The organism is Paracoccus sp. TRP, from assembly GCF_000185925.1.
GTDB lineage: Bacteria > Pseudomonadota > Alphaproteobacteria > Rhodobacterales > Rhodobacteraceae > Paracoccus > Paracoccus kondratievae.
Genome location: NZ_AEPN01000022.1, coordinates 1 through 21,749, shown reverse-complemented (window position 1 = coordinate 21,749; position 21,749 = coordinate 1). Strand labels below are relative to the sequence as shown.

The window sequence follows — 21,749 nt, the reverse complement described above, 5'->3', positions numbered from 1 at the left end:
TTGGTGAAGCGCGGCAGTTGTGACAGGGGGCAGGTCAAAGCTCAGAGGGAGGAGCGGCATGGGCCAGAAGTTCGTACCCGAACTGCACGACCCGGATTGCCGCCGGGCTGTACGGACGAAAACCGCGGACCTCTCTGAGATCGTATCTGACGCGATCATCGCCCGGATGGACGCCGAAGAAAGAGAGCCAAAGTGGCGGGATTGATACATGCACCTGCTCAGGGATCTCCTCTGCTATGCGCCTGCGGGATTAGCGTTTGTGCCCTATCAGAAAGCCGACGCCGCCGTTGATGGAAAAAGGGCCACAGTTTTCACTGTGGCCCTAAAGACAATGTTGATGCGCTGATCAGCACACCATCGGGCGATGGTGCTGCCGGTGGCGGACGGTCAGCTTGCGCGCCTTGCGGCCCGAAGGCAGCATGCGGGCGGGTTCGGGCACGAAGTCAGCGTCGCTAAGCTGGGGGAACAGGGCAAAGATCTCTTCCCGCGCTGCCTTGCCGACGGATCTGAGTGCCTGTGGGCCGGTGTAAAGTGACTCGGTCAGCGCGCCGTTCGAGTTCACCACCTCATGCCGTTCAAAGAGGATGTGGAAATACTCGACCTCGGCCAGATCAGTGGCGATGTCGACACCGTCAAGCTGCAACAGCTGCTTGGCGGCCACGAGAACCTCCATGGTGCCGAACATCTTTTGCGCTATTTTTGAGCGTACCAGAACCCGGTGCTGCGGCGAAACCAGCAGGTCCGACGAAGGCACCCCGTCACCCAATGCCCCGGCGCGGATGCGAATCGGCATCAGCTTGGGGCTGGCCTTCAGCGCGGCGGCCTTGAGCTTGACCGAGCCGATCCAGCGGATCGGTTGCAACCCGTTGTCGCGCGTCATCACCTTGTCGCCGACCTGCAGCGTCTCGACCGGGACAAAGCCGTTCTCGGTCTCGATCAGAGTGCCGGCGACAAAGCAGAACACCTCGTCGTCAGACAGCTCCAGCGTGCCGTTCGGATCGTGATCCATGGTCACGATGGCGGTGTTGGCGGTTTGCTGGATCAGGTCAGCCCCTGCCCGGATCGTCGCAGCAGGAAGAATGCCGACCCCGAGTGGCAAGTCCTCTACTGCCGCTGCCAGCGTTTCCGTGATCTGAGAGATGGGAGCAGTCACGGAAACCGTTTGGCCAGCGACGACGATGGATGCCGTCACCGCAAGGTGGTCATCATCCAGCGGTTCGTCGCTGATGAAGTAATAGCGACCGTCGGCCTCCATGATATGGCCGCTGATCGGGTTCACCTGCAGCCCAATGGCTGCCAACGGCGGCAGGCCAACGCTAACGGCCGCGTTCGAAACCGTTGTCGAGCCGAGATAGGTGCCCGGGTCGGTTAACGGATCTCCGTTGGTATCGACGGGGGTAACGTTGTCGCCATTTTCAAGGGTCGTGGCACCGTTGGCGTCGACGTCATACTGCGCGAACTCTTGCGAATCCTCAAATGCGTTGAGCAGCGATGTGTTGGGCACGAAGGCAATGATGCCATCAAGGCCAACGGTGATAAAGCTTGAGGGGATCTCGGTAATATAAGGCATGTGCGCCACCTTTTGTCAGACCGTCGCAGCGATGCGCGGTCGATTGGTTGAACTGCGAGACCAGAAACTGGGGAACACACCAACTGCTTGAATTGGATCAAGCCATTCCACTTATGAGCGATTCGCCCTTTCCGATCAACATGATTCACAAATGCGTGTGGTATTTTTCTGACAAAAGGCAGATACATTAATGTACATTTTGATCGTGTCGATTGTCGTATGGCAGAATCGTACAATCACAGGGGGTGATTGATTTTATCGAGTAATAATAATTTGTTAGCCTGCGTTAACGAATTCGGGCCTGGTTCGCAGGCTGTGATGCAAGCAAGCCCCTGCGTGAGAGATGAGCGTGGTGCGTGCCCAGATCCCTGACGATGAGCGGGCCTTCTTTCAGCGATTCATCCGCACCAGAACGTGCGCAAGCCGGCCAGCCAGAACATTGTTTCAGATAGGGTTTTCCGGATTGTGAGAACCGGACATCCTAGTGCGACCTGTCCGAAAAGTTCGGCAAATGGTCGCCCGTCTGCCGTCGGTTTCACTGCTGGGTGCTGACCGGATTGTGAGAGGATGCGCTGTACGCGGTGAACCCAGTGGGCGCACGCGCGCCAAGCTTCGGATCGCTGGCAGTGCCGTGATCTTCGTTCGCAGCCATACGGCGGGCGCAAAAAGGCACCTGGCCGTTCGGGAGGAGGTTTCACGACCAAGATCCATCTTTGCGCAATGGTGTCAGCTCAATGATGAGGGCCGCGGCTATGACCTGGACAAAGCTCGGGAAGACATCGCAATCAGCGGCGCACGGCCGACGATCCCGATGCGTGAGAACTGGCAGGTCTGCAAGGTCGTCGGCATGACCATCTTCACGATGCGCAACATGTCGGGCACTGTTTCAACAAGTTGAAGAGCAGCCGTCGGCGGGTCACCCGCTATGACAAAACCGCAGACGGATTCATCAATGTCGTCTGCATCAGCTGATGGGGCCGCCATTTGTCAATATGACAGAGGTCTCTGGCTCATTTCCTGCCAACTATCGGGTTTTCCAGTTCCCAGCCGAGCTTTCGCGCAATCGGTGGCATATCGTCAGGATCCGAGACGACAGCATATCTGATCCAGAATTTTGCGCCAAATTCGTCATTATCAATTATCTCATCGCACCAGTAATAATGATTTCTGTCTCGGGCCAGTGGTGCGGGTCCGATTTTATGAGAGCTGAAAACTGGCACAACCTCGAAGCTTTCCAGATCTGCCCCCTCGACCCGGCTGTTCAGATAGAAGATCGCTTTTTCGTCCCGGCTGTAGCTGTAGGACAGATAGCGCCAGCCCTTTCTTTTTGCTTTCGGGATTGATGATCCCTGGGCGAAGGTGAAATAATCGTCATATCCGACAAGACAAGTGTCGCCGCATGAACGAAAGGTTCGGGTATCCGCCTTGACCACCCGGCGCGCGCGCAGGTCACCTGGCGAAAAGAAGACGCTGTTTGCGTCTTTGCCGTAGCCTGTGCCCCAGTGGTTTCCTTCGCCGGAATCGCAGGCAGCGAACGTTGTGGGATCGGCGTCCTTGACCTTTCCGATGTGGTTCCAGACATGATTGCCGTCGGTTACAAAGGCGCGGCTGAGAACCCGGAACGTTGCGGGATTTGCACCCATGATGCGCCGCCCCCAGCTGTAAACCGCCTTTTCATCTTTGGAAAAACCGTTTTCATATTGCACGAAACCCTTGCGCAGCTTGAGCGAGTCATAACCCATCCTGCTGCCATCGCGCATGGCAATATTTCCGTCCGGCCCAAGACAATAAGGCAGCCCCTCAACATCGGCGTCGATTGGATATGGCTGAAGTTCCGGTATTGACTCGGTCATCACTGTCACATTTCTTTCGGCACGGATATCATATTCGGGTAGCTTTATGCTGTTGACGGTATTTCGTCCATCGCATTTACGCCCATGCGTCATTATCCGGCGTCAAATAGGCCCGACCTGAATCTTGTCACAATCATCGTCTCTGCCGGCCACCAGGATTGCTGGTTGCGGCAGGTTGCGTGCCAGCTCATCTCTCGCGCAGAGAGCGGCCTGAATCACCATACGCGGACTTGAAGCCCCCTTTTTGCCAGCACGATCTGGGATATTCCCGGTCGGGGCATTCACGTCGGGGTGCGTCGCGATCATGTACCGTCCCAATGGGCGGTATGTACGATGAACCCTTTCCCTCTGAACGCTTCCTTGTGTGTCGAGACGAGCGAGGGGATGAAGTACGGGCTTACAGAGAAGGTCGGAAAGCGTTGTCAGGCTGCGGGGGCTGACTGTTACGCCTGCTGTAATGCCGACATTTCGACGAGAGTTTGATTTGCCAAGGCGCGGTTCGCGGGCCTAGGCTGCTCGTATGACGACAACCGGGCATATTCCGCGACTCTACAGCCGGGCCGAGCGGTTCAGCGATGGAGTCGTCCATATCCTCGGCCTGACGCTGGCAGCGTTGGCCGTGCCTGCCCTGATTGTTCTTAGCCTGTTCTCTGAGGCGGGGTCGACGGCGGTGGTCGGGGCTTCGGTCTATGGCGGCACACTGATCCTGATGCTGACCTTTTCGGCGCTTTGCAACATGGTGAACAGCCCCAGGTGGCAGGGGCTGCTGCGCCGGCTGGATCATTCGGCAATCTACATGAAGATCGCGGGAACCTACACGCCCTTTACCCTGCTGTCGGGTGGTCAGGCGCTTGGGTTGCTGGTCGGTCTGTGGATGGCGGCGGCGCTGGGCCTGTCGTTAAAGATGCTGGTCCCGCCATGGCGCCTGCGTTGGCTTGCACTTGCGCTTTATCTGGGCATGGGCTGGGCCGCGGCCTATGCCGGAGGGCCGATGCTTGCCGGGCTATCGGGTCCGGTGCTGATCCTGATGATGATCGGGGGCGCGATCTACACCATCGGGGTGGTGTTTTTCCTGATGCAGCGCCTGCCGTTTCACAACACGATCTGGCACGTTTTTGTCCTGACGGGCAGCGCGATCTTTTTCGCTGCGGTTGCTCATTGCATCACCCATCCGCCGATAGCCCGCCTTTGACCCCGGGGCTGTCCGCATCATCAGCCATTGCATTCCCCGCCGTACCATCATGTTATTCTTGCGCGAAAATAATCGGAGCATGAACGGTCATGACAGAGGAACGAAGTGGGCGAACCGCCGCGATCAGAGGGCTGACCGGTCGCTGTCCGCATTGCGGCAAAGGTCGGCTCTTCAAGGGCTATCTGACCATCGTGCAGAGCTGCGAATCCTGCGGTGAACCGTTGGGGCTATACCGCGCTGCCGATGGCCCGGCCTTCTTTACCATGACGATCATGCTTTTGCTGCTGATCCCGATGATCGGCTTTGGCTGGGTGCTGTTCCGGCCGGATCCCATAACGCTGCTTGTTACGGTGGGGCTGGCGATAACGGTGCTGACACTGCTGATCCTCCGCCTCGTGAAGGGGGCGTTTGTCGGCTATCTTTGGGCGCAGCGCGAACAGGATCGCGGCGCCTGAACCCTGCGAGCCCCCCGCGGACCCTGTGATCCGCGGGGGTGGCCGATCAGCCGGCCAGCCAGAGGCCACCAATGATAATCACGCCGATACCGGCCAGCATGATGCACCAGTTCAGCAGCACAATCTTGCCGGATTCGACCGTTCCGGCAGAGGGAGGCGCAGGCGTGGTTTCTGTTGCGTTGTCCTGCACCGGCTCACGCTCGGCAGGCGGCACCCGGTGCACCACCGGTTCGTCATGGATGATGTTCATTTTTCGTCCTTCGTGAACGCAAGGGTCATGGTCTGCCGGCCCGGAAAAGCCGGGGGCAGAGCGATCTCAGGCGGTCATGCGAAAGACGGGAGGGGCGCGTGCGCAGGGCGCCAGCGCGCATAGCGGTGCGCCGATCAGGTGGTGATAGGTATAACCTACAGCCGCTGCGGTTCGCGGCGGTGCAGCCGGGGTCTCTGACGGCGGCAATGCTGCCGCGGTCAGCGGCTGGACCTGCGCCGTTTCCTTGCGTGCAAGCTGGTCCCGGCCGTGGATCGCCGTCAGGCTAAGGGACGGCGCGACCAGTTGCTGCGGATGCTGGACCTCGACACTGACCCGAGGTCCGGGCAGGGTGGCGACCAGCAGTACCAGCAGCAAGGCCATGAACAGCCTTGCCGCCCGCAAAGGAAACCGAAGCTTTGGGTCCTGCAGGTCCGTCATGGTCCCAGTGATCCATGGTTTGCGGCCGGGACGCAAGGCCGGGGACCTCAGCGGCCGGACCATAGGGTGGGCTCAGTCCCCCAGGCGCTGGCCACTTTCCGCGTCAAAGACATGCAGCGACGCGGGATCGAGATGGGCCAGCACCCGCTCTCCCTCGGACAGCCGTGTTGCGGCGGGGACCGAGACCATGAAGCTTTCCGCACCGGCGTTCAGCGAGATCAGCCGCATGTCGCCGTGGAACTCATCCCGCTCGACCGTGGCGGCGATGGCGTCGGGCGTACCTTCGGGAACCAGCCTGATGGCTCCTGGCCGAATGCCCAGGGTGACTTTGCCTGCACGCAGCGGAAAGGGGGCGGCAAGGTCGATATCGGCGTTTCTCAATCGTCCCTCGCCCGCGTCGAGGGAAAAGAAGTTCATGCTCGGCGTGCCGATAAAGCCTGCGGTAAAGACCGTGGCCGGGCGGGAATAGATCTCCTCGGGCGTGCCCATCTGTTCGATCCTGCCCTGATTCATCAATACGATGCGATCTGCCAGCGTCATCGCCTCAAGCTGGTCATGAGTGACATAGACCGAGGTGGTGTTCAGTGCCCTGTGCAGTCGCGCGATTTCGACCCGCAAATGACCGCGCAGCTTGGCGTCCAGGTTCGAGAGCGGCTCGTCGAACAAAAACACCTCGGGTGTCTTGATCATCGCGCGGGCGATAGCGACGCGTTGTTGCTGACCGCCCGACAATTCGGTCGGCTTGCGGCCAAGGTAGATGTCCAGCCCCAGCGTTTCGACCACAGGATCAAGGCGACGGCGGATCTCATCCCTGCTTGTTCCGGCGCGCTCCAGTGCAAAGGTGATGTTTTCGCGCACGCTCATATGCGGATAAAGCGCGTAGTTCTGAAAGACCATGGCGATGCCCCGGTCGCCCGGGTCGCGGTCATTGACCCTTGCGCCGCCGATGAAAAGGTCGCCGCCGGTGATCTCTTCCAGCCCTGCGACCATGCGCAGGATCGTGGATTTCCCGCAGCCGGACGGGCCCAGGAAGACGATGAATTCATGGTCAGAGATCGAAAGGTTGAAATTCCGGATGACTTCATGCGAGCCGTAGCTCTTGCACAGGTTGCGGCATTCAACGGTCGCCATCACGATTCCTCACTCTGCATATCTGCGTTTGGGTAGCCACGGCGTGCGCGGCCGGGCCAGGGGGCTTTCATCTGCGTCAATCCTGCGTGGACTTGCGGGAAAAGACCGAGTTCATCCCGGCGCCCGCGACAGCCAGCAGGATCAGCGGCGGCAGCGACAGCAGGACCACCGCGGCATTCAACACCCCCCAGGGAACGTTCATCCCCAGCTGGGACATTTCCGAGGCGACGACAGGCAGGGTACGCGCCTTTGATGTGCTCAGCATCATCGCAAGCAGGAATTCGTTCCAGACGAGGATGAAGGAAAAGGCGATGGCGGCAAGGATCTGCGGCCGCGCAATCGGCAATGCCACGCGAAAGAAGGTGGCATAGGGGCCAAGGCGGTCGACGCGGGCGGCCTCTTCCACCGCGATCGGCACGCGCTCGAATGCAGGGATCGACAGCCAGACCGTGATCGAGATGGTGATCGTCATATAGGTGACGATCAGGGCAAAGCGGGTGTCGTAAAACCCGAGCCCCAGCCAGATCACCATCATCGGGATGGCCACGGCGACCGGCGGCAGAAAGCGCAAGGACAGGGCAAAGAACTGCGCCTCGCGCGTCAGGCGGTTCTTGACCCGCGCGATCACGTAGGCGGCCGGTACGCCAAGCAGCGCCCCCATGGCGACAGCCGAGGAACAGATCACCAGCGAGTTCGTCAGCGCCCGTGCAACCGAACGGCGGCCCAGCACATATTGCATGTTGTCCCAGACCGGCGTGAAGATCAGCTTGGGCGTGTTGACCAGCAGATCGGCGTTGGTCTTGAAGGCGTTAAGAAGCGTCCACAGCAGCGGCAGCAGCACCATCAAAGCGGCGCAAGCCAGCACGATTCGCAAAAGAAGGGTCGAAAGCTTCATTTGTTCAGCCTCTTCCAGATCGAGGTGAAGAGGATGACGGTCAGCACCATCATGATCACGGCCATGGACGAGGCGTAAGAAATATTGCCCGCCTCGATAAAACCCTGCGAATAGGCATACATGTCCAGCGTCTCGGTCGAGACACCGGGACCGCCACGGGTCATCACATAGACCAGATCGAATGAGCGCAGCGACTCGATCGCCTTGACCAGCAACAGCGAGATAAGCGGCAGTTTAAGCATCGGCAGGGTGACAAAACGGTGGATCTCCCACCCCTTGGCCTTGTCGATCCGGGCGGCCTCGATGGGCTGGGGGGGCAGGGCCTCCATCAGCTTCAGGATGATGACCGCAAAGAACAGTCCCCATTGCCAGACATCGACAAAGGCGACCGTCAGCATCGCCCCCCAGGGGTGGGCCAGAACATCAGGGGTCTGGCCGGTCAGGGCGCGGACGGGCCAGGTTACCGCGCCGTAAAGCGGGTGGAACGAGAATTTCCACACAAAAGCCGCGCAGACACGGGGCAGCAGCACCGGAATGATGAAAAGGACGCTAAGGATCATGCGCCAGCGGCGGGTAGCCGCCTCGAACATGGCGATGGCAAGGCCGATCCCGACCGCCATTGTGGCGCTGACGGTCAGCACCTCCCATTTCAGCGAAACCCACAGCGCGTTAAGAAAGCGGTCGTCCGAAAAGAGTTTCAGGTAATTGGCAAGCCAGACATATTCGGCTTGCGGTGCACTAAGGGTCCGGTTTTGCAGCGAAAGGTTCACCGCATACAGTGTCGGGACCGCCGCAAGAATGACCAGCACCAAAAGCGCAGGCCCCAGAAAGACATAGGGAAGAGAACGCCCAACTCTCATCGGTGCCTCATTGTACTGGAAAGGGAATGGGGCGGGGACGCAATGCGCCTCCGCGCCCCGGGTCAAAGCTTCAGAGCGATTTGGCGAAGGTTTCCAGCTCGTTCAGAGTGGCCTTCACATCGGTGCGCGAACCGGTGATCAGTTCTTCCAGCATGATGCCCCAGGTGTTGCCAAGCTCTTGCCAGCGCGGGTCCTGCCAGAACAGGACCTCGGTCCTTGCGCCGGTTTCGGCCATGGCGACCGACAGGTTTTCGCCGAATGTCTTGACGTATTCGGGGCTTTCATAGGTGCTCTTGCGGGTCAGCTCACCCGGCTGACCCTTGGCAAGGCGGCGTGCCTCCTGCTCTTTCGAGGTGGCCCAGGCCACGAACAGACCGGCGCAAGCCTTGTCCTGCTCTTCGGGGTTTGCCTTGGCAGCAATGGCAAAGCCATGGGCATAGCCCGAACCCGGCAGCGGTGTCGGCGGCGGGGCAAAGCCCACCACATCGACCACACGGCTTTGCGAGGGGTCCTTGGACATCGCGCCAAGTGGGGCGGATTCAACGATCATCGCCACCTTGCCCGAACGGAAGGCGCCGGTGGATTCGTCAAAAGAGCCAGTCTGCGTGCCGGGGGCCGAGTATTTGAACAGCTCAAGATATTCCTCGGTCGCCTTGACCGCCGCGTCAGAGTTGAACGCAAAGGCGCCCGTTTCATCGGTCCATTTGCCGCCATTCGCCGCAAACAGCGGCAGCCAGCGCCAGACGTTCGCGCCCGAGCCACGCTGCCCGCGCAGTGCGACGCCATAAACGCCGTTGTCCGGGTCATGCAGTTTCCTGATGGCGGCGACGTATTCTTCCCAGGTTTTCGGCGGCTCCAGCCCCGCGGCGGTCAGCAGGTCGGTGCGATAGACCATCAGGTCGCCGCCGCCCTGGATCGGTGCAAACCATTGCTTGCCGTCATAGCTTGCAACGCTGCGCATGCCGGCGTCGAAATCTTCATAATCGTATTCGGCGGGATAATAGCCGTCCAAGGGCACGATCCAGCCGGATGAGGCGAACAGAGGCAGGTTTGCCTCGTCCACATAATACACGTTGTAGCTGCCAACGGTCGAGGCATCCGCCTGCGATTTGGCGCGGCGGTCATTCTCGTTCAGATAATCGATCTCGAAACCGGCACCAGAGAGTTCCTCGAACTCATCGACATAATCCTCAAGCAGCGTCAGCCCGTCGCGAGGCTGGGCCAGAACACGTAAATCACTGGAACAAATGGATTCTGCTTGCGCAGTAGTCGCCATCAGCACCGCCAGAAGGCTGGCGGTCGAGAACAGGTGTTTCAAGGTGATATCCTCCCGGATGCAAGGGGATCTTTTCCCCAAACTGCGCCTGAAGCTGGCATAGATGGGGACGGTTCACTAGTTGCGCTCTTGCGCAAAACCGATACTTTAATGTCAAAACCGGGGGATTGCGGGCCGTGCGGATGCAGAAACAGTCAGATTGTGATCCTGTGACGATGCAGGACGCATGGCCGGACGACGATGTTTCCCGGGCATCTGCCAGCCTGCCCCGGCCCATGCGGGTGACAGCGGCGATGCGTGAAAGCATCACAATCCCCGAGGATCGGTCCTATCTGATCCGCCGCGACGATTATCCCCATCCGCTGTGCACCTGGAACTACCACCCCGAATGGGAGATCCATTTCATCCCCGAGGCGCGCGGCTATGCCTATGTCGGCGACTATATCGGCAGTTTCGAGCCCGGCCATCTGTCCCTATGCGGCAGCAACCTGCCGCATAACTGGGTCTCGCCCGGCCTGCATGCGCCGGGCCGCGACTATGTCCTGCAATTCGACGCGGCGGCTCTTATGGCAGGCGGGGTCCCGCTGGCCGAGCTGCGCAGCCTTCAGACCCTGTTGCCGCTGTCCGGGCGCGGTATCGAGATCATGGGCTCTGAGGCGGCTGAGATCGGCGCGCTGATCGTGTCGCTGTCTCAGGCCCAACGGGCGCGGGGGCTTGGTATTTTCGTCGAGATCCTTGAGCGTTTCGCAGCGGCGCAGGATTATCGCCTGCTTGCCAGCCCGGGGTTCGTCTCATCCTACGCGGCATTGGCCAGCGGACGGCATTCCAACGTCAACAATGCCATTCAGGTTCTGCAACTGGCCCCCTCGGTAACCATGTATGAGGCGGCCGAGATGGTCGGAGCAAAGCCCTCGACCCTGTCGCGCAGCTTTAAGGCACTGACGGGGATGACCTTTTCTTCATATCAACGCGCCATCCGTATTTCCCGTGCGCGCAGCCTGCTGGCCGAAACGACGATGCGCATCATCGACGTCTGTTTCGAGGCGGGGTTTTCGAACCTGTCGAACTTCAACCGGATCTTCCTGAAAGAGACCGGCATGACCCCCCGTGATTATCGCAATATCTCGCGCATCCGCACGATCTCGCGTCTGGCAGAGGATGAGGACAGTTAGCCTGTCCCGAAACCCCGGCAGGACCTGCCCACCGGGGATGGTTCGGATCAGCCGCTCTCTGCCTTGGCCAGCCAATCCGGCAGCGCCTTGGGTGCCGTCCCGGTCAGCGCGGCATCTATGCATTGTGCCAGATTGCCAAAGCGCACCGCCCGCCCCGAAAGCCCCGGCCCGTAATGGGCGTATTTCCCTGAGTTCGTCATCACCGCATGAGTCCGGGGCGGAAACACCGGTTCCGAGATCGAGCACCAGCACAGATCGGGCAGAACCGTCACGCCGCTTTCTTCGAGCCTTTGCAAAACTCCCTCGGCCCGGGCCTGTGCGATAATGGCCCGGCCGGTGGTCAGGATGGTCGGCACAGCAACCCGGCGCGAGGCAAGCCCGTCCGCCAAAGCCCGGCATTCACCTGACGACGCATGGGGGCTGCCAAGGGCGACAAGGTCGATCTTGTCCGGACCCTCGTTCAACTGTCGCCAGCCCGAGGCCATCATCGCGGCGGTGATCCGGTCGTGGTCGGCGTCATCTGCGATCTGCTCTGCTTCGGGCGTCACGCCCTCGACATGCAGCATGGGTGCAGCGGATGTGGTGCCAAAGGCGGCGCAGAGCGCCTTCAGCTCATCCGTTCCCGGCTTTGCCGGTGACAGGCCGCGCAGTAACGGGATGCGGTCCGGCGACGCCTTGCCCGCCAGATAGCCGATCAGCGGCCAAAAGGCATCGTCCGCGCCGGGGGGCAGTTCAACCTCGATGATGCGGCGGGCCTTACGGTTCTGATCCAGATAAGGGCCGGACAGGGGGGCCCGACCCGTCATGGCAATGCACAGGTCCAGAAAGTCCGGATGCTTGGCTGTGCGCGCGCCAAGCACCGTATTGGCATAGACGACTGCATTGGATTCCGCCCACGCGATGGCCTCTCCCTGTGTCGGCGCGCTATCCAGCAGATAGGGGGAGCAAGTAAAGCTGGGCTGGCAGCCCATTTTCACATAGGCATCTGCCAGCCGCTGTGCCGGTCCGCCAAGGCTGGGCGGCACGCCTTGCTGACGCCAGTTCTCACGATCGACCGAAATCGCATTCATCGTCGTCGGGATGATTACCCGCGCATCCATGTCGACCATACGCTCGGCAAAGGTCAGGTTCGCCGGGCTGGCATAGATGCAGCCGTCGATATGGCCTTGCGTGACATCGACCAGCCCCGCCGCCCCCTGCTGGGCGGCCATGGCGCAGATGATCCGCATGGCCTGCGCCGTCGCCGTTCCATGCTGTCCCTGCAGGAAGGCACGGTCCTGACCGGTCAGTTCCAGCGATGCCGTGGCGGGTGGCTGGACCGGTACCGACAGTGTGCCTGCGGTGATCGCGTCATGGCCGATCCGGGCCAGGGTTTCCTGCCCAAGCGCATCGAACAATGCGCGCGGCAGGCGCAGGACCGGCAGCTCTTTGCCAAACATCTCGGCGGCGATCAGTGCGCCAAGCGTCACGACGTCCTCGGGCTCGGCAAAGATCAGCGCTGCCGGACCCCGGCCTGAAAGGACCAGATCAAGCAGCACCCCCGAGCCGGTGCATGAACCACGGGTCGAGGGCATCATCAGCACCTGACCGGTCACGCTTTGCCCATGCAGGGGGTGATGGACGTCGATGATCTTACCGGTTGCCGGGTCAACCCCGCCCCAGAAGCTGAGCGGCTCGTCCGAGAACAGGATAGGCCCGGCCGCGACGCCTGGCAGAATGCTGAGCGCGGTCATGCTCATGGCCCGCTATTGCTTCAGCGTCGGAGTGACGCCCCAGGTGTCCGAAAGCATATAGCCCGATTGCCACGGGTCCTCGGGGTCGACGTAATAGGTATGCTGGCCGGTGATCCATGCACGGCCGGTGATCTGCGGGATGATCGTCGTCACGCCGCCGCGATCCCCGACCTCAAGGATCTTGCCGATAAAGCGTGAACCGATGATCGATTCATGGATCAGCACATCGCCCACACCCATCAGGCCACGCGCCTGCAAAACCGCCATCCGCGCCGAAGTGCCGGTGCCCGTGGGTGAGCGGTCCGAACGTCCCGGCGCGACGATACAGGTGTTGCGGGTTACTGCTCCGCTGCCCTGAAATGGCATGGCAAACTGGACGATCGAGACGCCGCGCACATTCGGAAACTCGGGGTGGGACACGTCGAACTGTTCCCGCGCGGCTTTGCGGATCTTTTCGCCCAGAATGGCCAGATCGCGGGCCTCGTCAGGGCGGATCTGAAAGCCAAGCGCCTGCGCATCGACGATGCCAAAGAACATGCCGCCATAGGCGATATCAAGCGGGATCGTGCCATGCCCTTCGATCTCAAGCGCGCCATCCAGCACGGCGGCAAAGGCGGGGGCGTTGCGGAAGGTGATCGAGCGGCATTTGCCGTCGCGGCATTCGGCGGTGACCTCGATCACGCCTCCGGGCATGTCCAGCTTAAACCGGGTGATCGGTTCTTGCATCGGCACCATGCCGGTTTCCAACAGGACGGTTGCGACGCAGATCGTGTTCGAGCCTGACATCGGGACATACTCGGTCGGCTCCATGATGATCGCCCCGGCGGCGCAGCCCGGCGTGATGGGCGGCACGATCAGGTTCACATGCCGCGCGACCGAGCCGCGTGGCTCGCAGATCAAAAGCTGGCGGATGTGGTCGTGGTCGCGCTCCATGGCGATCATCCGCTCCATCATCGTGTTGCCGGCCGGGGGCAGAACCCCGCCGACGATGACATCGCCGATCTCGCCTTCGGCATGGCAGCCGACCACATTGATCGAAAGACGTGAACGCATGGGGTTTTCCTTTCAGCTCGATGGGTTCGGTTCGCTTGAGGCTGCGGCATAGGACCGGCCCGCAATAAATCGGTCCTCGGGGCGGTTTCCTGTTTCAGGACCCACCCCGGGCGGCCGGTACCATGTCCTGTCATTCGTCCCGGCGGGGTGCCGGGACGTGGCTGGTCGTTTTGGGGCCTCAGCGCGTGATTTGCGCCGTTTTCGCGTCTGGTTACTTCACGACAAAACCGTGGGCGAAAGGATCGCGCTCGGCGTCGATATAGATTGTGTTCAGCCCGGTCTGCCGTGCCCAGCCGGCGATCGAGGGGATGATCGCGTCGCGATCGGCGACAGTTGCCGCGCCCTCGACCCGGCCCTTGAAGATCGAACCGATGATTGATTCATGCCAGAATTCATCGCCGACCTTCAGCTTGCCCTTGGCGGCAAGCTGCGCCATCCGCGCCGAGGTGCCGGTGCCGCAGGGGCTGCGGTCGATGGCCTTGTCGCCGTAAAAGACGGCATTGCGGGCATGGGCGCCTGAAACCGTCGGGGCACCGGTCCATTGGATATGGCTTAGCCCGCGGATTTCTGACAGTTCGGGATGGACGAATTCGTATTTTGCGTTCAAGGCCGCGCGCAGCTTGGGGGACCAGCCGATAAGCTCGCCCGCGGTATAATCGGCCATGTCGCGGAAATTCTTTTGCGGCTCGACGATGGCGTAGAAATTGCCGCCATAGGCCACGTCCACGACGATTTCGCCCAGACCCTCGACCTCGGCGGTCAGGCCTTCGGCGTAAAGAAAGCCTGGGACATTGGTCAGCCGGACCTCTTCGACATAGCGGCCTTCCTCACGGTATTCGATATCGACCTTGCCTGCCGGGGCCTCGATCGACAGGCGGCCGGGCGTGCGCGGGACGATCAGCCCGTTTTCGATCCCCATGGTGATCGTGCCGATGGTGCCGTGGCCGCACATGGGCAGGCAGCCCGAGGTTTCGATATACAGCACGGCGACATCGCAGTCCGGACGCGTCGGCGGATAAAGGATCGCGCCCGACATCATGTCATGGCCGCGCGGCTCGAACATCAGGCCGGTGCGGATCCAGTCGAATTCGCGCAGGAAATGCGCCCGCTTTTCCAGCATGTTCGCCCCTTCCAGCCGAGGGGCTCCGCCTGCGACAAGTCGGACTGGGTTGCCACAGGTATGGCCGTCAATGCAGGGAAATACGTATTGCGTCATGCTTGCCTCAGAAGCGCGCCGGAGAAAACGGCGCCAGATTGATAGCGGGGTCTGTGCCGGTCAGCAGATCGGCAACGATCTGCGCGGTCCCGGCCGATTGGGTCAGGCCCAGATGGCCGTGCCCGAAGGCGCAGATGATGTTTGGATGACCGGGCAGGGGGCCGATAGCGGGCAGGCTGTCGGGCAAAGAGGGGCGGAACCCCATCCATTGCTGCCCGCCCACGGTCCTGAGACCGGGCAGGAAAGTCCTGGCTTTTTTCAGCATTGCCTCGGCGCGTTTGAAATTCGGCGGCAGTTTCAGCCCGCCCAGTTCGACCGCGCCGCCGACCCTGATCCCCGAGGTCAGTCTTGAGACGACAAATCCGTGCCCGCCGAAAGTTACCTGACAGCGCAGGTCAAAGGCATCGGCTGGCAGGGTGGTGTTATAGCCGCGCTCGGTTTCCAGCGGGATGCGGTGACCCAGCGTGCGCGTCAGCAGATGAGAGAACGCTCCGGCTGCCACGACGACCCGGCCAGCAAGCTTGCCGTTCGAGGTGATGACACCATCATCGGCCAGCCCTGTCGCCTCGGCGATGGTGATGTCGCCACCGTTGGCGCGGAACCGCTCGGCCAAAGCCAGCGTGTAGTCGCGCGGATCGGCGATCGAATACCAGCCCGGCGTAAAGGTCGCATGGGTAAAGCGCGGCGCAAGCCCCGGCTGGATCTCGGCGATCTCGTCGCCCTTGAGGTGGCGAAAGGCGATCCCGTGTTCCGCCCGCGCCTCCCATCCGGGCAGAGAGGCGTCAAACTCTGCCTGCCCCTCATAGACCTGCAATTGCCCGTCCTGATGCAGCATATGCGTCAGCCCGTCACGGGTCAGCGCCGGTATCAGCGCGGCCTTGGACAGATCCATCAGCGCCGTCTGGGCGATGGTCGAGGCACGGACCCGTGACGGCGCACAGGCCCGCCAGAACCGGAACATCCATGGCGCGATGCGCAGCGCATAGGCTGGCGGCACGGTCAGCGGCCCCAAGGGATCAAGCAGCCATTTCGGCGCCTGCCGCATGATCCGGGGCGAGGCAAGCGGAAAGATGTCAGTAAAGGCAAACGCCCCGGCGTTCCCGGTCGATGCACCCGCTGCCGGGCCCTCGCGGTCGATCACCTGCACCGCCAACCCGCGCTCTTGCGCAGCCAAAGCGACCGAGAGGCCGACAACCCCGGCGCCGATGACGATGACCCGATCCGTCATTGCCGCGTGCTCGACAGGAATTTGCGGGTTTCGGGGTTCTGGGGATCGCCAAAGATCTGTTCAGGCGGGCCGATCTCGGCCATGACGCCCTGATGAAAGAAGGCCACGCGGTTTGAGACATCGCGCGCAAAGCTCATCTCGTGGGTGACGCAGATCATGGTCATGCCCTCTTGTGCCAGCATCTTGAGCGTATCCAGAACCTCGCCCACCAGTTGCGGGTCAAGCGCCGAGGTCACCTCGTCAAACAGCATGTATTCGGGCGACATGGCCAGTGCGCGGGCAATCGCCATACGCTGTTGCTGGCCGCCCGACAGCCGGCCCGGAAAGGTCTTCAGCTTGTCGCCCAGACCCACATGGGTCAGCTGGCGTTCGGCGATTTCTTCGGCTTCGGCGCGGGACATGCCCAGCACTTTGCGCGGCGCCAGCGTGACATTGTCGAGCACGGTCAGATGGGGAAAGGCGTTCCATTGCTGAAAGACGATTCCCACCTTGCGCCGCAGCTTGTTAAGGTCGGTGGATTTCGCGTGAACCTCGGTCCCGTCGATAAGGATGCGGCCGGAATCAATCGGCTCAAGCCCGTTGATGCAGGTCAGAAGCGTCGATTTGCCGGACCCCGAGCCACCGATGATCGTGACCACCTCGCCCTTTTCCACGGTCAGGTCGATGCCCTTCAGGACCTCGAGCTGGCCAAAGGACTTGCGGACATGTTCGATCTCAATCATTGGACCACCGTTTTTCCAGATAGCCGCCGAACCGCGCCAGCGGGAACGAAATGACAAAGTAGAAGGCGCCGCAGATCAGCAGCAAAAGCATCGGTTCTTGCAGCCGTGTGATCAGGATCTGGGTGGACTTCAAAAGCTCGGTCACCTGCACGACATAGACCAGGGCCGAGTCCTTCATGACCCCAAGCGCCAGCCCGATCCAGGACGGCAAAGCGATGCGCGTAGCCAGGGGCAACACGATCTCGCGCATGTCCTGGCCCCAGGTCATGCCAAGCGAGCGCGCCGCGCGGCGGGTTGTTGCGGGCACGGCCTCGATGCCTCCGCGCACGATCTCGGCGCAATAGGCGGCGGTGTACATCGACAGCACGATGCAGGCGACGGTAAAGCCAGAAAGGTTCAGCCTCAGGATCGTGCCCAAAAAGGCATTGGTCAGTACCAGCTGGATCAGCAGCGGGATTGAGCGGCAGATATCCAGAACAAAGATCAGCGGCGCAGCCCAGATCGGTCCCAGCTGATAACGCAGGACGCCAAAGATCACCCCCAGCACGGTTCCGATAAGGACCGAGATCGCGGTAACCACGATGGTCATCCCGGCGCCCTTGGCCAGAAAGATGAAATCGGCGGTTGTCAGAGCGGTATCGAACATCGAAGGGCCCTCAATACCGGAACAGCCGTGCGGCGATCAGCCGTGCGCCGATGGTGATAATCTTGGTGATCAGGTAAAAGATCACGGCGGCCAGCGCGAACAGCTCGAATGTGCGGAAGGTCAGCGCGTTCAGATCCTGCACGACGCCGTAAAGGTCAGCGTTCATCCCGACCGTCACCCCCAGCGAGGTCATCAGGATCGCCCAGACCATCTGGTTCGTCATCGGCAGGAATGCGATGCGCAGCATCTGAGGCAGCACGACATAGCCAAAGGCGCCTGCCGCCCCGAACCCAAGCGACCGGGCGGCGCGGGTCTGGGTTTCGGGGATCGCTTTTAATGCGCCGCGGAAGTTTTCGGCCAGATAGCCGGCGTTGTTGAAGGTGATGCCCAGCAGGATCGACAGGAACGGGCTTAGGTGCAGGCCAAAGCTGCCCAGCCCGAAATGCATCATATAGATCTGGAACAGGGCGGGCGTGTTACGCGCAACCTCGACCCAGGTTCTGGCGATGGCGGACAGGATGCGACTGCCTGACAGGCGGAACATTGTCAGGGTGATCGCAAGCAGGATGCCCAGCACCATCGACAGGATCGCGATCTGCATGGTGACGGCGGCGCCATCCAGCATCTGAGGAAGCCTGGCGAATGCTTGCTTCCATTGGAAGGTATAGTTGAACATGACCGTTCCGGCTCTGGCATGATGCATCGGGGCGGCGCGAGGACCGCGCCGCCCCGGGCCGATATCAACGATAGACGCCGCTCACCGTCAGGTCGGGCAGATCGCCGCCGACCCATTTTTCATATAGCTCGGCATAGCGCCCGGTGCGAACCTGCTGGTTCACAAAAAGGTTCAGGTAGTTCAGCAGACCATATTCGTGACGATCCGTGAACAGGGCCACATAGTCGATGTCGAACGGCGCCTTGCCCACCACCGAGATGCCGGGGAAGTTGCCGGTCTTGACGTTCGACTGAGCCACGGTCGAGGTCGAGACAGTCGCGTCAAGCTGGCCCTGGCTCAGCGCCAGGAACACGTCGGCCTGGGTCTGATAGGGACGGAAAGTGCCTTCGCCCCATTCCTGGACCTGTTTTTCCAGCGCGATGGCCTCAAAGGTGCCTGCCGTCGCCCCGACGGTCTTGCCCTTCATGTCCTCAAAGCTTTTGACGCCCGATTTGTCGTTGGCGGTCACCGCCATTTCAAAGGCGAAATAGGGGATCGTCATGCCGACGGTCTTGGCCCGCTCAAGCGTGTCCGAGGTCGAGGCGACGCCGACATCGACGCGGCCCGACATCAGTGCCGGGATCCGTTCGGGGAAGGGCGTCTCGACGATCTCGGCCTTTACGCCAAGCGCCGCGGCAAGATCGTTGCAGTAATCGACGTCGAACCCGATCGGATTGTTGTTTTCGTCGCGCATCCCCATGGGCGGGAAATCCAGCACGACTGCGCAGCGCAGCGTGCCCGAGGCGATGATGTCGTCAAGCTTGTCGGCCTGGGCGGGGGCGGCAAAGGCGGCGGCGGCCAGCAGGCCCACCACGAATTTGTGGTTCATCAGAACCTCCTCCTGTCATTTCCCTGTCGGTCTTTCATGACCGATTCCATGAGGAGCAATATCCGCAGGTTTCCCTTTCAACGCAAATTAAAAATACAACTAATATACAAAAAGTGCACGAAGCCTGCGGAACAAGCACCCTGCCTGCGTTGTCAGCGCAGGTCTTCGGGCAGCAATTCCTGAGGGAAGTTCTGATAGCTTACCGGGCGCAGAAACCGGCGAATCGCCATGGTCCCGACCGAAGTGGCGCCGAAGTTCGTCGAGGCCGGATAGGGTCCGCCATGGACCATGCTGTCCACCACCTCGACCCCGGTCGGAAAGCCGTTGACGAGCACCCGACCCGCTTTGCGCTCAAGGATCGGGCGCAGCGCCTGCGCGGCCTGTAAATCGCCAGCGTCCATATGCAGCGTCACGGTCAGCTGTCCCTCAAGGCCGCGCGCCAGCCGTGCCATCTCGTCGGTTGATGAGACGCGCACGATCAGTCCCAATGGGCCAAACACCTCTTCACCAAGGACGTGATCCTGAAGATAAGCCTCGCCCGTGGTTTCATAGAGGTTCGGCCGGGCCTCACGGCCAGTGCTTTCGGTGGTCAGCACCGGCTTGACCGAGTTGCGGCTGTCGAACCTCGCTTTGCCTTCGCGATAGGCGCGGGCGATGCCCATGGTCAGCATGACCTGTGGTCCGACCTCGGCAAGTGCCTTGCGTGCGGTTTCGGTAAAGCGGTCGGCATCCGGCCCGTCAAGGACGACTGCGATACCGGGATTGGTGCAGAACTGCCCTGCGCCCATGGTCAGCGACCCTGCCCAACCGTTGGCGATCTCATCTGCCCGCGCGGCCAGCGCCTGGGGCATGATGAACATCGGGTTGACCGAGCCCAGCTCGCCAAAGAAGGGGATTGGTTCGGGCCGTGCGGCGCACAGATCGAAAAGCGCCCGCCCGCCGGCAAGGCTGCCGGTAAAGCCGACCGCCTTGATCAGCGGGTGCTGAACCAGTGCTGAACCGACCTTGCGGTCGCCACCCTGGATCAGGCTGAATACGCCGGGATGCACGCCGGTTTTGACAATGGCGGCGTGGATCGCCTCGGCCACGATTTCGCCCGTGCCGGGGTGGGCCGAGTGGCCTTTGACCACCACCGGGCAACCGGCCGCCAGTGCTGCCGCCGTGTCGCCTCCGGCTGTCGAAAATGCCAGCGGAAAGTTCGAGGCGCCGAAGACAGCAACCGGCCCGATGGGCTGTTGGATCATGCGGATCTCGGGTCGCGGGGCGGGTTTGCGGTCGGGCAGGGCGGCGTCGTGCCGACGATCCAGATAGCCGCCCTTGCGGATATGTTCGGCAAAGAGCCGCAGCTGGCCGGTGGTGCGGCCGCGTTCGCCTTGCAGGCGCGCCTCGGGCAGGCCGGTTTCTTGCGAGCCGATCTCGGTGATGGCTTCGGCGCGGGTCTCGATCTCATCGGCGATGGTTTCGAGGAATCTCGCGCGGGTTTCGCGGCTGGCATAGCCATAGGACCAAAAGGCCTCTTCGGCCTTTTCGGCCGCCTGTGCCACCAGATCGACGGTGCCGACCGAGAATTTATGCACCGGACCATGCGCCGGTTCGCTGTCAAAACTGGTCGGGCTGGCGATCCATTCGCCCGCGATCAGATGCTTTCCATGAGGGGTGAAGGGCATGGGAGGGTCCTTTCGGGGTCAGGGGCAGCGATGCCGAAAGCCGTGGTGGGCTCAATCATCGTTGAGTTTTTGTATATTTATTGTATGCAAGAAGTCAATCGAACAGAGCGTCACCCTGAGAGGAAATCATGAAACAGACATTGAGTTTTGAAACCCTGAGGGAGCGTATCGAGCAGATTTTCCTGCGTGCCGGGATGAATGCGGTGCAGGCTGGCGCGCTGTCGCGGGCGATCGCAGCCGGAGAGCGTGACGGCTGCAAATCGCACGGCATCTACCGGATCGAAGGCGTTTTGCGCACACTTAAGGCTGGCAAGGTCCGCGGTACCGCCGAGCCGCAGATTGTTGGCGGGGATGACGGGGCGATCGTGCGGGTCGATGCGCGGGGCGGTTTTTCCAACCCCGCGTTCGAGCTGGGCGTGCCGGTGCTTGCCGAACGTGCAAAGCGGCTGGGGCTTGCGGCGCTGGTGGTCAATGATTGCACCCATTTCGCCGCCCTTTGGCCCGAGGTTGAGGCAGTGACAGAACACGGCCTTGCCGCGATGGTCATGTGCCCAAGCTACGCGACGGTCGCGCCGGCGGGCGGTACCCGGCCGCTTTTGGGGACCAACCCCTTTGCCTTTGGCTGGCCACGGCCGGGTCGTGCCCCCTATGTCTTTGACTTTGCGACCTCGGTTGCTGCGCGTGGCGAGATTGAACTGCACCGGCGCGCCGGGAATCAGCTGCCCGAGGGCTGGGCGATCGACACCGACGGCCAACCCACGACGGACCCCGAGGCGGCGCTGGCCGGCGCGATGCTACCCTTTGGCGGGCACAAGGGTTCATGGACCTGTCGCGTATTTGTGCCGCCC

The 21,749-nt window shown here is 61.5% G+C and carries 22 protein-coding genes and 1 pseudogene; 6 read left to right on the top strand and 17 right to left on the bottom strand.

Going from position 1 to position 21,749, the window contains the following annotated elements; translation table 11 throughout:
* The first annotated feature begins 58 nt into the window (after positions 1-58).
* Positions 59-205, top strand: a complete 147-nt coding sequence (locus PARACOCCUSGL_RS22180) for a hypothetical protein (RefSeq protein ID WP_010397147.1) — start codon at positions 59-61, stop codon at positions 203-205.
* A gap of 141 nt (positions 206-346) precedes the next feature.
* Here PARACOCCUSGL_RS22180 and PARACOCCUSGL_RS22435 read toward each other — a convergent pair whose 3' ends face one another.
* A complete protein-coding gene (locus PARACOCCUSGL_RS22435) occupies positions 347-1,570 on the bottom strand; it encodes a Hint domain-containing protein (protein ID WP_010397143.1) in 1,224 nt (407 codons plus the stop codon).
* A 343-nt stretch (positions 1,571-1,913) separates the two neighbouring features.
* On the opposite strand from PARACOCCUSGL_RS22435, the pseudogene PARACOCCUSGL_RS21510 reads away from it, so the two are divergent.
* Positions 1,914-2,542 (top strand): annotated as a pseudogene (locus tag PARACOCCUSGL_RS21510) (IS5/IS1182 family transposase).
* 38 nt (positions 2,543-2,580) lie between these two features.
* Here PARACOCCUSGL_RS21510 and PARACOCCUSGL_RS0112675 read toward each other — a convergent pair.
* Positions 2,581-3,423 carry a DKNYY domain-containing protein gene (locus tag PARACOCCUSGL_RS0112675; RefSeq protein WP_010397140.1) on the bottom strand — a complete coding sequence of 281 codons (843 nt, stop codon included), beginning with the start codon at positions 3,421-3,423 and terminating at the stop codon, positions 2,581-2,583.
* Between the two features lie 520 nt (positions 3,424-3,943).
* Between PARACOCCUSGL_RS0112675 and PARACOCCUSGL_RS0112665 the strand changes: the two genes are divergently transcribed.
* The gene (locus PARACOCCUSGL_RS0112665; RefSeq protein WP_010397138.1) at positions 3,944-4,615 is read left to right on the top strand and encodes a hemolysin III family protein; all 672 of its coding nucleotides are present in this window, start codon (positions 3,944-3,946) and stop codon (positions 4,613-4,615) included.
* Between the two features lie 89 nt (positions 4,616-4,704).
* Positions 4,705-5,070: a DUF983 domain-containing protein gene (locus tag PARACOCCUSGL_RS0112660; protein WP_010397136.1), complete on the top strand. Its 366-nt coding sequence runs from the start codon at positions 4,705-4,707 to the stop codon at positions 5,068-5,070.
* Positions 5,071-5,116: 46 nt separating this feature from the next.
* Here the strand turns inward: PARACOCCUSGL_RS0112660 and PARACOCCUSGL_RS0112655 are convergent, their stop codons facing one another.
* From PARACOCCUSGL_RS0112655 to PARACOCCUSGL_RS0112630, 6 genes are all read right to left on the bottom strand, one after another.
* Entirely contained in the window at positions 5,117-5,320 is a 204-nt protein-coding gene (locus PARACOCCUSGL_RS0112655; protein ID WP_010397134.1) for a hypothetical protein, read from the bottom strand.
* A gap of 66 nt (positions 5,321-5,386) precedes the next feature.
* Positions 5,387-5,758, bottom strand: coding sequence for a hypothetical protein (locus PARACOCCUSGL_RS0112650; RefSeq protein ID WP_010397131.1), 372 nt, complete (start codon positions 5,756-5,758; stop codon positions 5,387-5,389).
* A gap of 72 nt (positions 5,759-5,830) precedes the next feature.
* Positions 5,831-6,889: an ABC transporter ATP-binding protein gene (locus tag PARACOCCUSGL_RS0112645; protein WP_010397129.1), complete on the bottom strand. Its 1,059-nt coding sequence runs from the start codon at positions 6,887-6,889 to the stop codon at positions 5,831-5,833.
* 76 nt (positions 6,890-6,965) lie between these two features.
* Positions 6,966-7,784, bottom strand: a complete 819-nt coding sequence (locus PARACOCCUSGL_RS0112640) for a carbohydrate ABC transporter permease (RefSeq protein WP_010397127.1) — start codon at positions 7,782-7,784, stop codon at positions 6,966-6,968.
* Positions 7,781-8,644 (bottom strand): carbohydrate ABC transporter permease, encoded by an 864-nt coding sequence (locus PARACOCCUSGL_RS0112635; protein WP_010397125.1) that lies wholly within the window; start codon positions 8,642-8,644, stop codon positions 7,781-7,783. The genes PARACOCCUSGL_RS0112640 and PARACOCCUSGL_RS0112635 overlap by 4 nt, the downstream gene beginning before the upstream one ends.
* Positions 8,645-8,714: 70 nt before the next feature.
* Entirely contained in the window at positions 8,715-9,962 is a 1,248-nt protein-coding gene (locus tag PARACOCCUSGL_RS0112630) for an ABC transporter substrate-binding protein (RefSeq protein ID WP_010397123.1), read from the bottom strand.
* Positions 9,963-10,102: 140 nt separating this feature from the next.
* On the opposite strand from PARACOCCUSGL_RS0112630, the gene PARACOCCUSGL_RS0112625 reads away from it, so the two are divergent.
* Positions 10,103-11,092, top strand: a complete 990-nt coding sequence (locus PARACOCCUSGL_RS0112625) for an AraC family transcriptional regulator (protein ID WP_010397121.1) — start codon at positions 10,103-10,105, stop codon at positions 11,090-11,092.
* 47 nt (positions 11,093-11,139) lie between these two features.
* Here the strand turns inward: PARACOCCUSGL_RS0112625 and PARACOCCUSGL_RS0112620 are convergent, their stop codons facing one another.
* From PARACOCCUSGL_RS0112620 to PARACOCCUSGL_RS0112580, 9 genes are all read right to left on the bottom strand, one after another.
* Complete coding sequence (locus PARACOCCUSGL_RS0112620; RefSeq protein WP_010397120.1) at positions 11,140-12,831, bottom strand: aconitase X; 1,692 nt, start codon at positions 12,829-12,831, stop codon at positions 11,140-11,142.
* 6 nt (positions 12,832-12,837) lie between these two features.
* Positions 12,838-13,878 carry a proline racemase family protein gene (locus PARACOCCUSGL_RS0112615; protein ID WP_010397118.1) on the bottom strand — a complete coding sequence of 347 codons (1,041 nt, stop codon included), beginning with the start codon at positions 13,876-13,878 and terminating at the stop codon, positions 12,838-12,840.
* Between the two features lie 211 nt (positions 13,879-14,089).
* Positions 14,090-15,094 (bottom strand): 4-hydroxyproline epimerase, encoded by a 1,005-nt coding sequence (locus PARACOCCUSGL_RS0112610; RefSeq protein ID WP_010397116.1) that lies wholly within the window; start codon positions 15,092-15,094, stop codon positions 14,090-14,092.
* Between the two features lie 7 nt (positions 15,095-15,101).
* Entirely contained in the window at positions 15,102-16,322 is a 1,221-nt protein-coding gene (locus PARACOCCUSGL_RS0112605; protein WP_010397114.1) for an FAD-binding oxidoreductase, read from the bottom strand.
* Positions 16,319-17,044 carry an amino acid ABC transporter ATP-binding protein gene (locus PARACOCCUSGL_RS0112600; RefSeq protein ID WP_010397112.1) on the bottom strand — a complete coding sequence of 242 codons (726 nt, stop codon included), beginning with the start codon at positions 17,042-17,044 and terminating at the stop codon, positions 16,319-16,321. Before PARACOCCUSGL_RS0112600 ends, PARACOCCUSGL_RS0112605 begins: the two co-directional genes overlap by 4 nt.
* Positions 17,037-17,690 (bottom strand): amino acid ABC transporter permease, encoded by a 654-nt coding sequence (locus PARACOCCUSGL_RS0112595; RefSeq protein WP_010397110.1) that lies wholly within the window; start codon positions 17,688-17,690, stop codon positions 17,037-17,039. The genes PARACOCCUSGL_RS0112600 and PARACOCCUSGL_RS0112595 overlap by 8 nt, the downstream gene beginning before the upstream one ends.
* Before the next feature lie 10 nt (positions 17,691-17,700).
* On the bottom strand, positions 17,701-18,366 hold the full coding sequence (locus PARACOCCUSGL_RS0112590; RefSeq protein ID WP_010397109.1) for an amino acid ABC transporter permease: 666 nt from the start codon (positions 18,364-18,366) through the stop codon (positions 17,701-17,703).
* A gap of 64 nt (positions 18,367-18,430) precedes the next feature.
* Complete coding sequence (locus tag PARACOCCUSGL_RS0112585) at positions 18,431-19,234, bottom strand: transporter substrate-binding domain-containing protein (protein ID WP_010397106.1); 804 nt, start codon at positions 19,232-19,234, stop codon at positions 18,431-18,433.
* Positions 19,235-19,386: 152 nt separating this feature from the next.
* On the bottom strand, positions 19,387-20,901 hold the full coding sequence (locus tag PARACOCCUSGL_RS0112580) for an aldehyde dehydrogenase (NADP(+)) (RefSeq protein ID WP_010397105.1): 1,515 nt from the start codon (positions 20,899-20,901) through the stop codon (positions 19,387-19,389).
* Between the two features lie 128 nt (positions 20,902-21,029).
* Here PARACOCCUSGL_RS0112580 and PARACOCCUSGL_RS0112575 point away from each other — a divergent pair.
* Positions 21,030-21,749: Ldh family oxidoreductase (locus PARACOCCUSGL_RS0112575; protein WP_010397103.1), on the top strand; the 720-nt coding region annotated here is incomplete at its 3' end.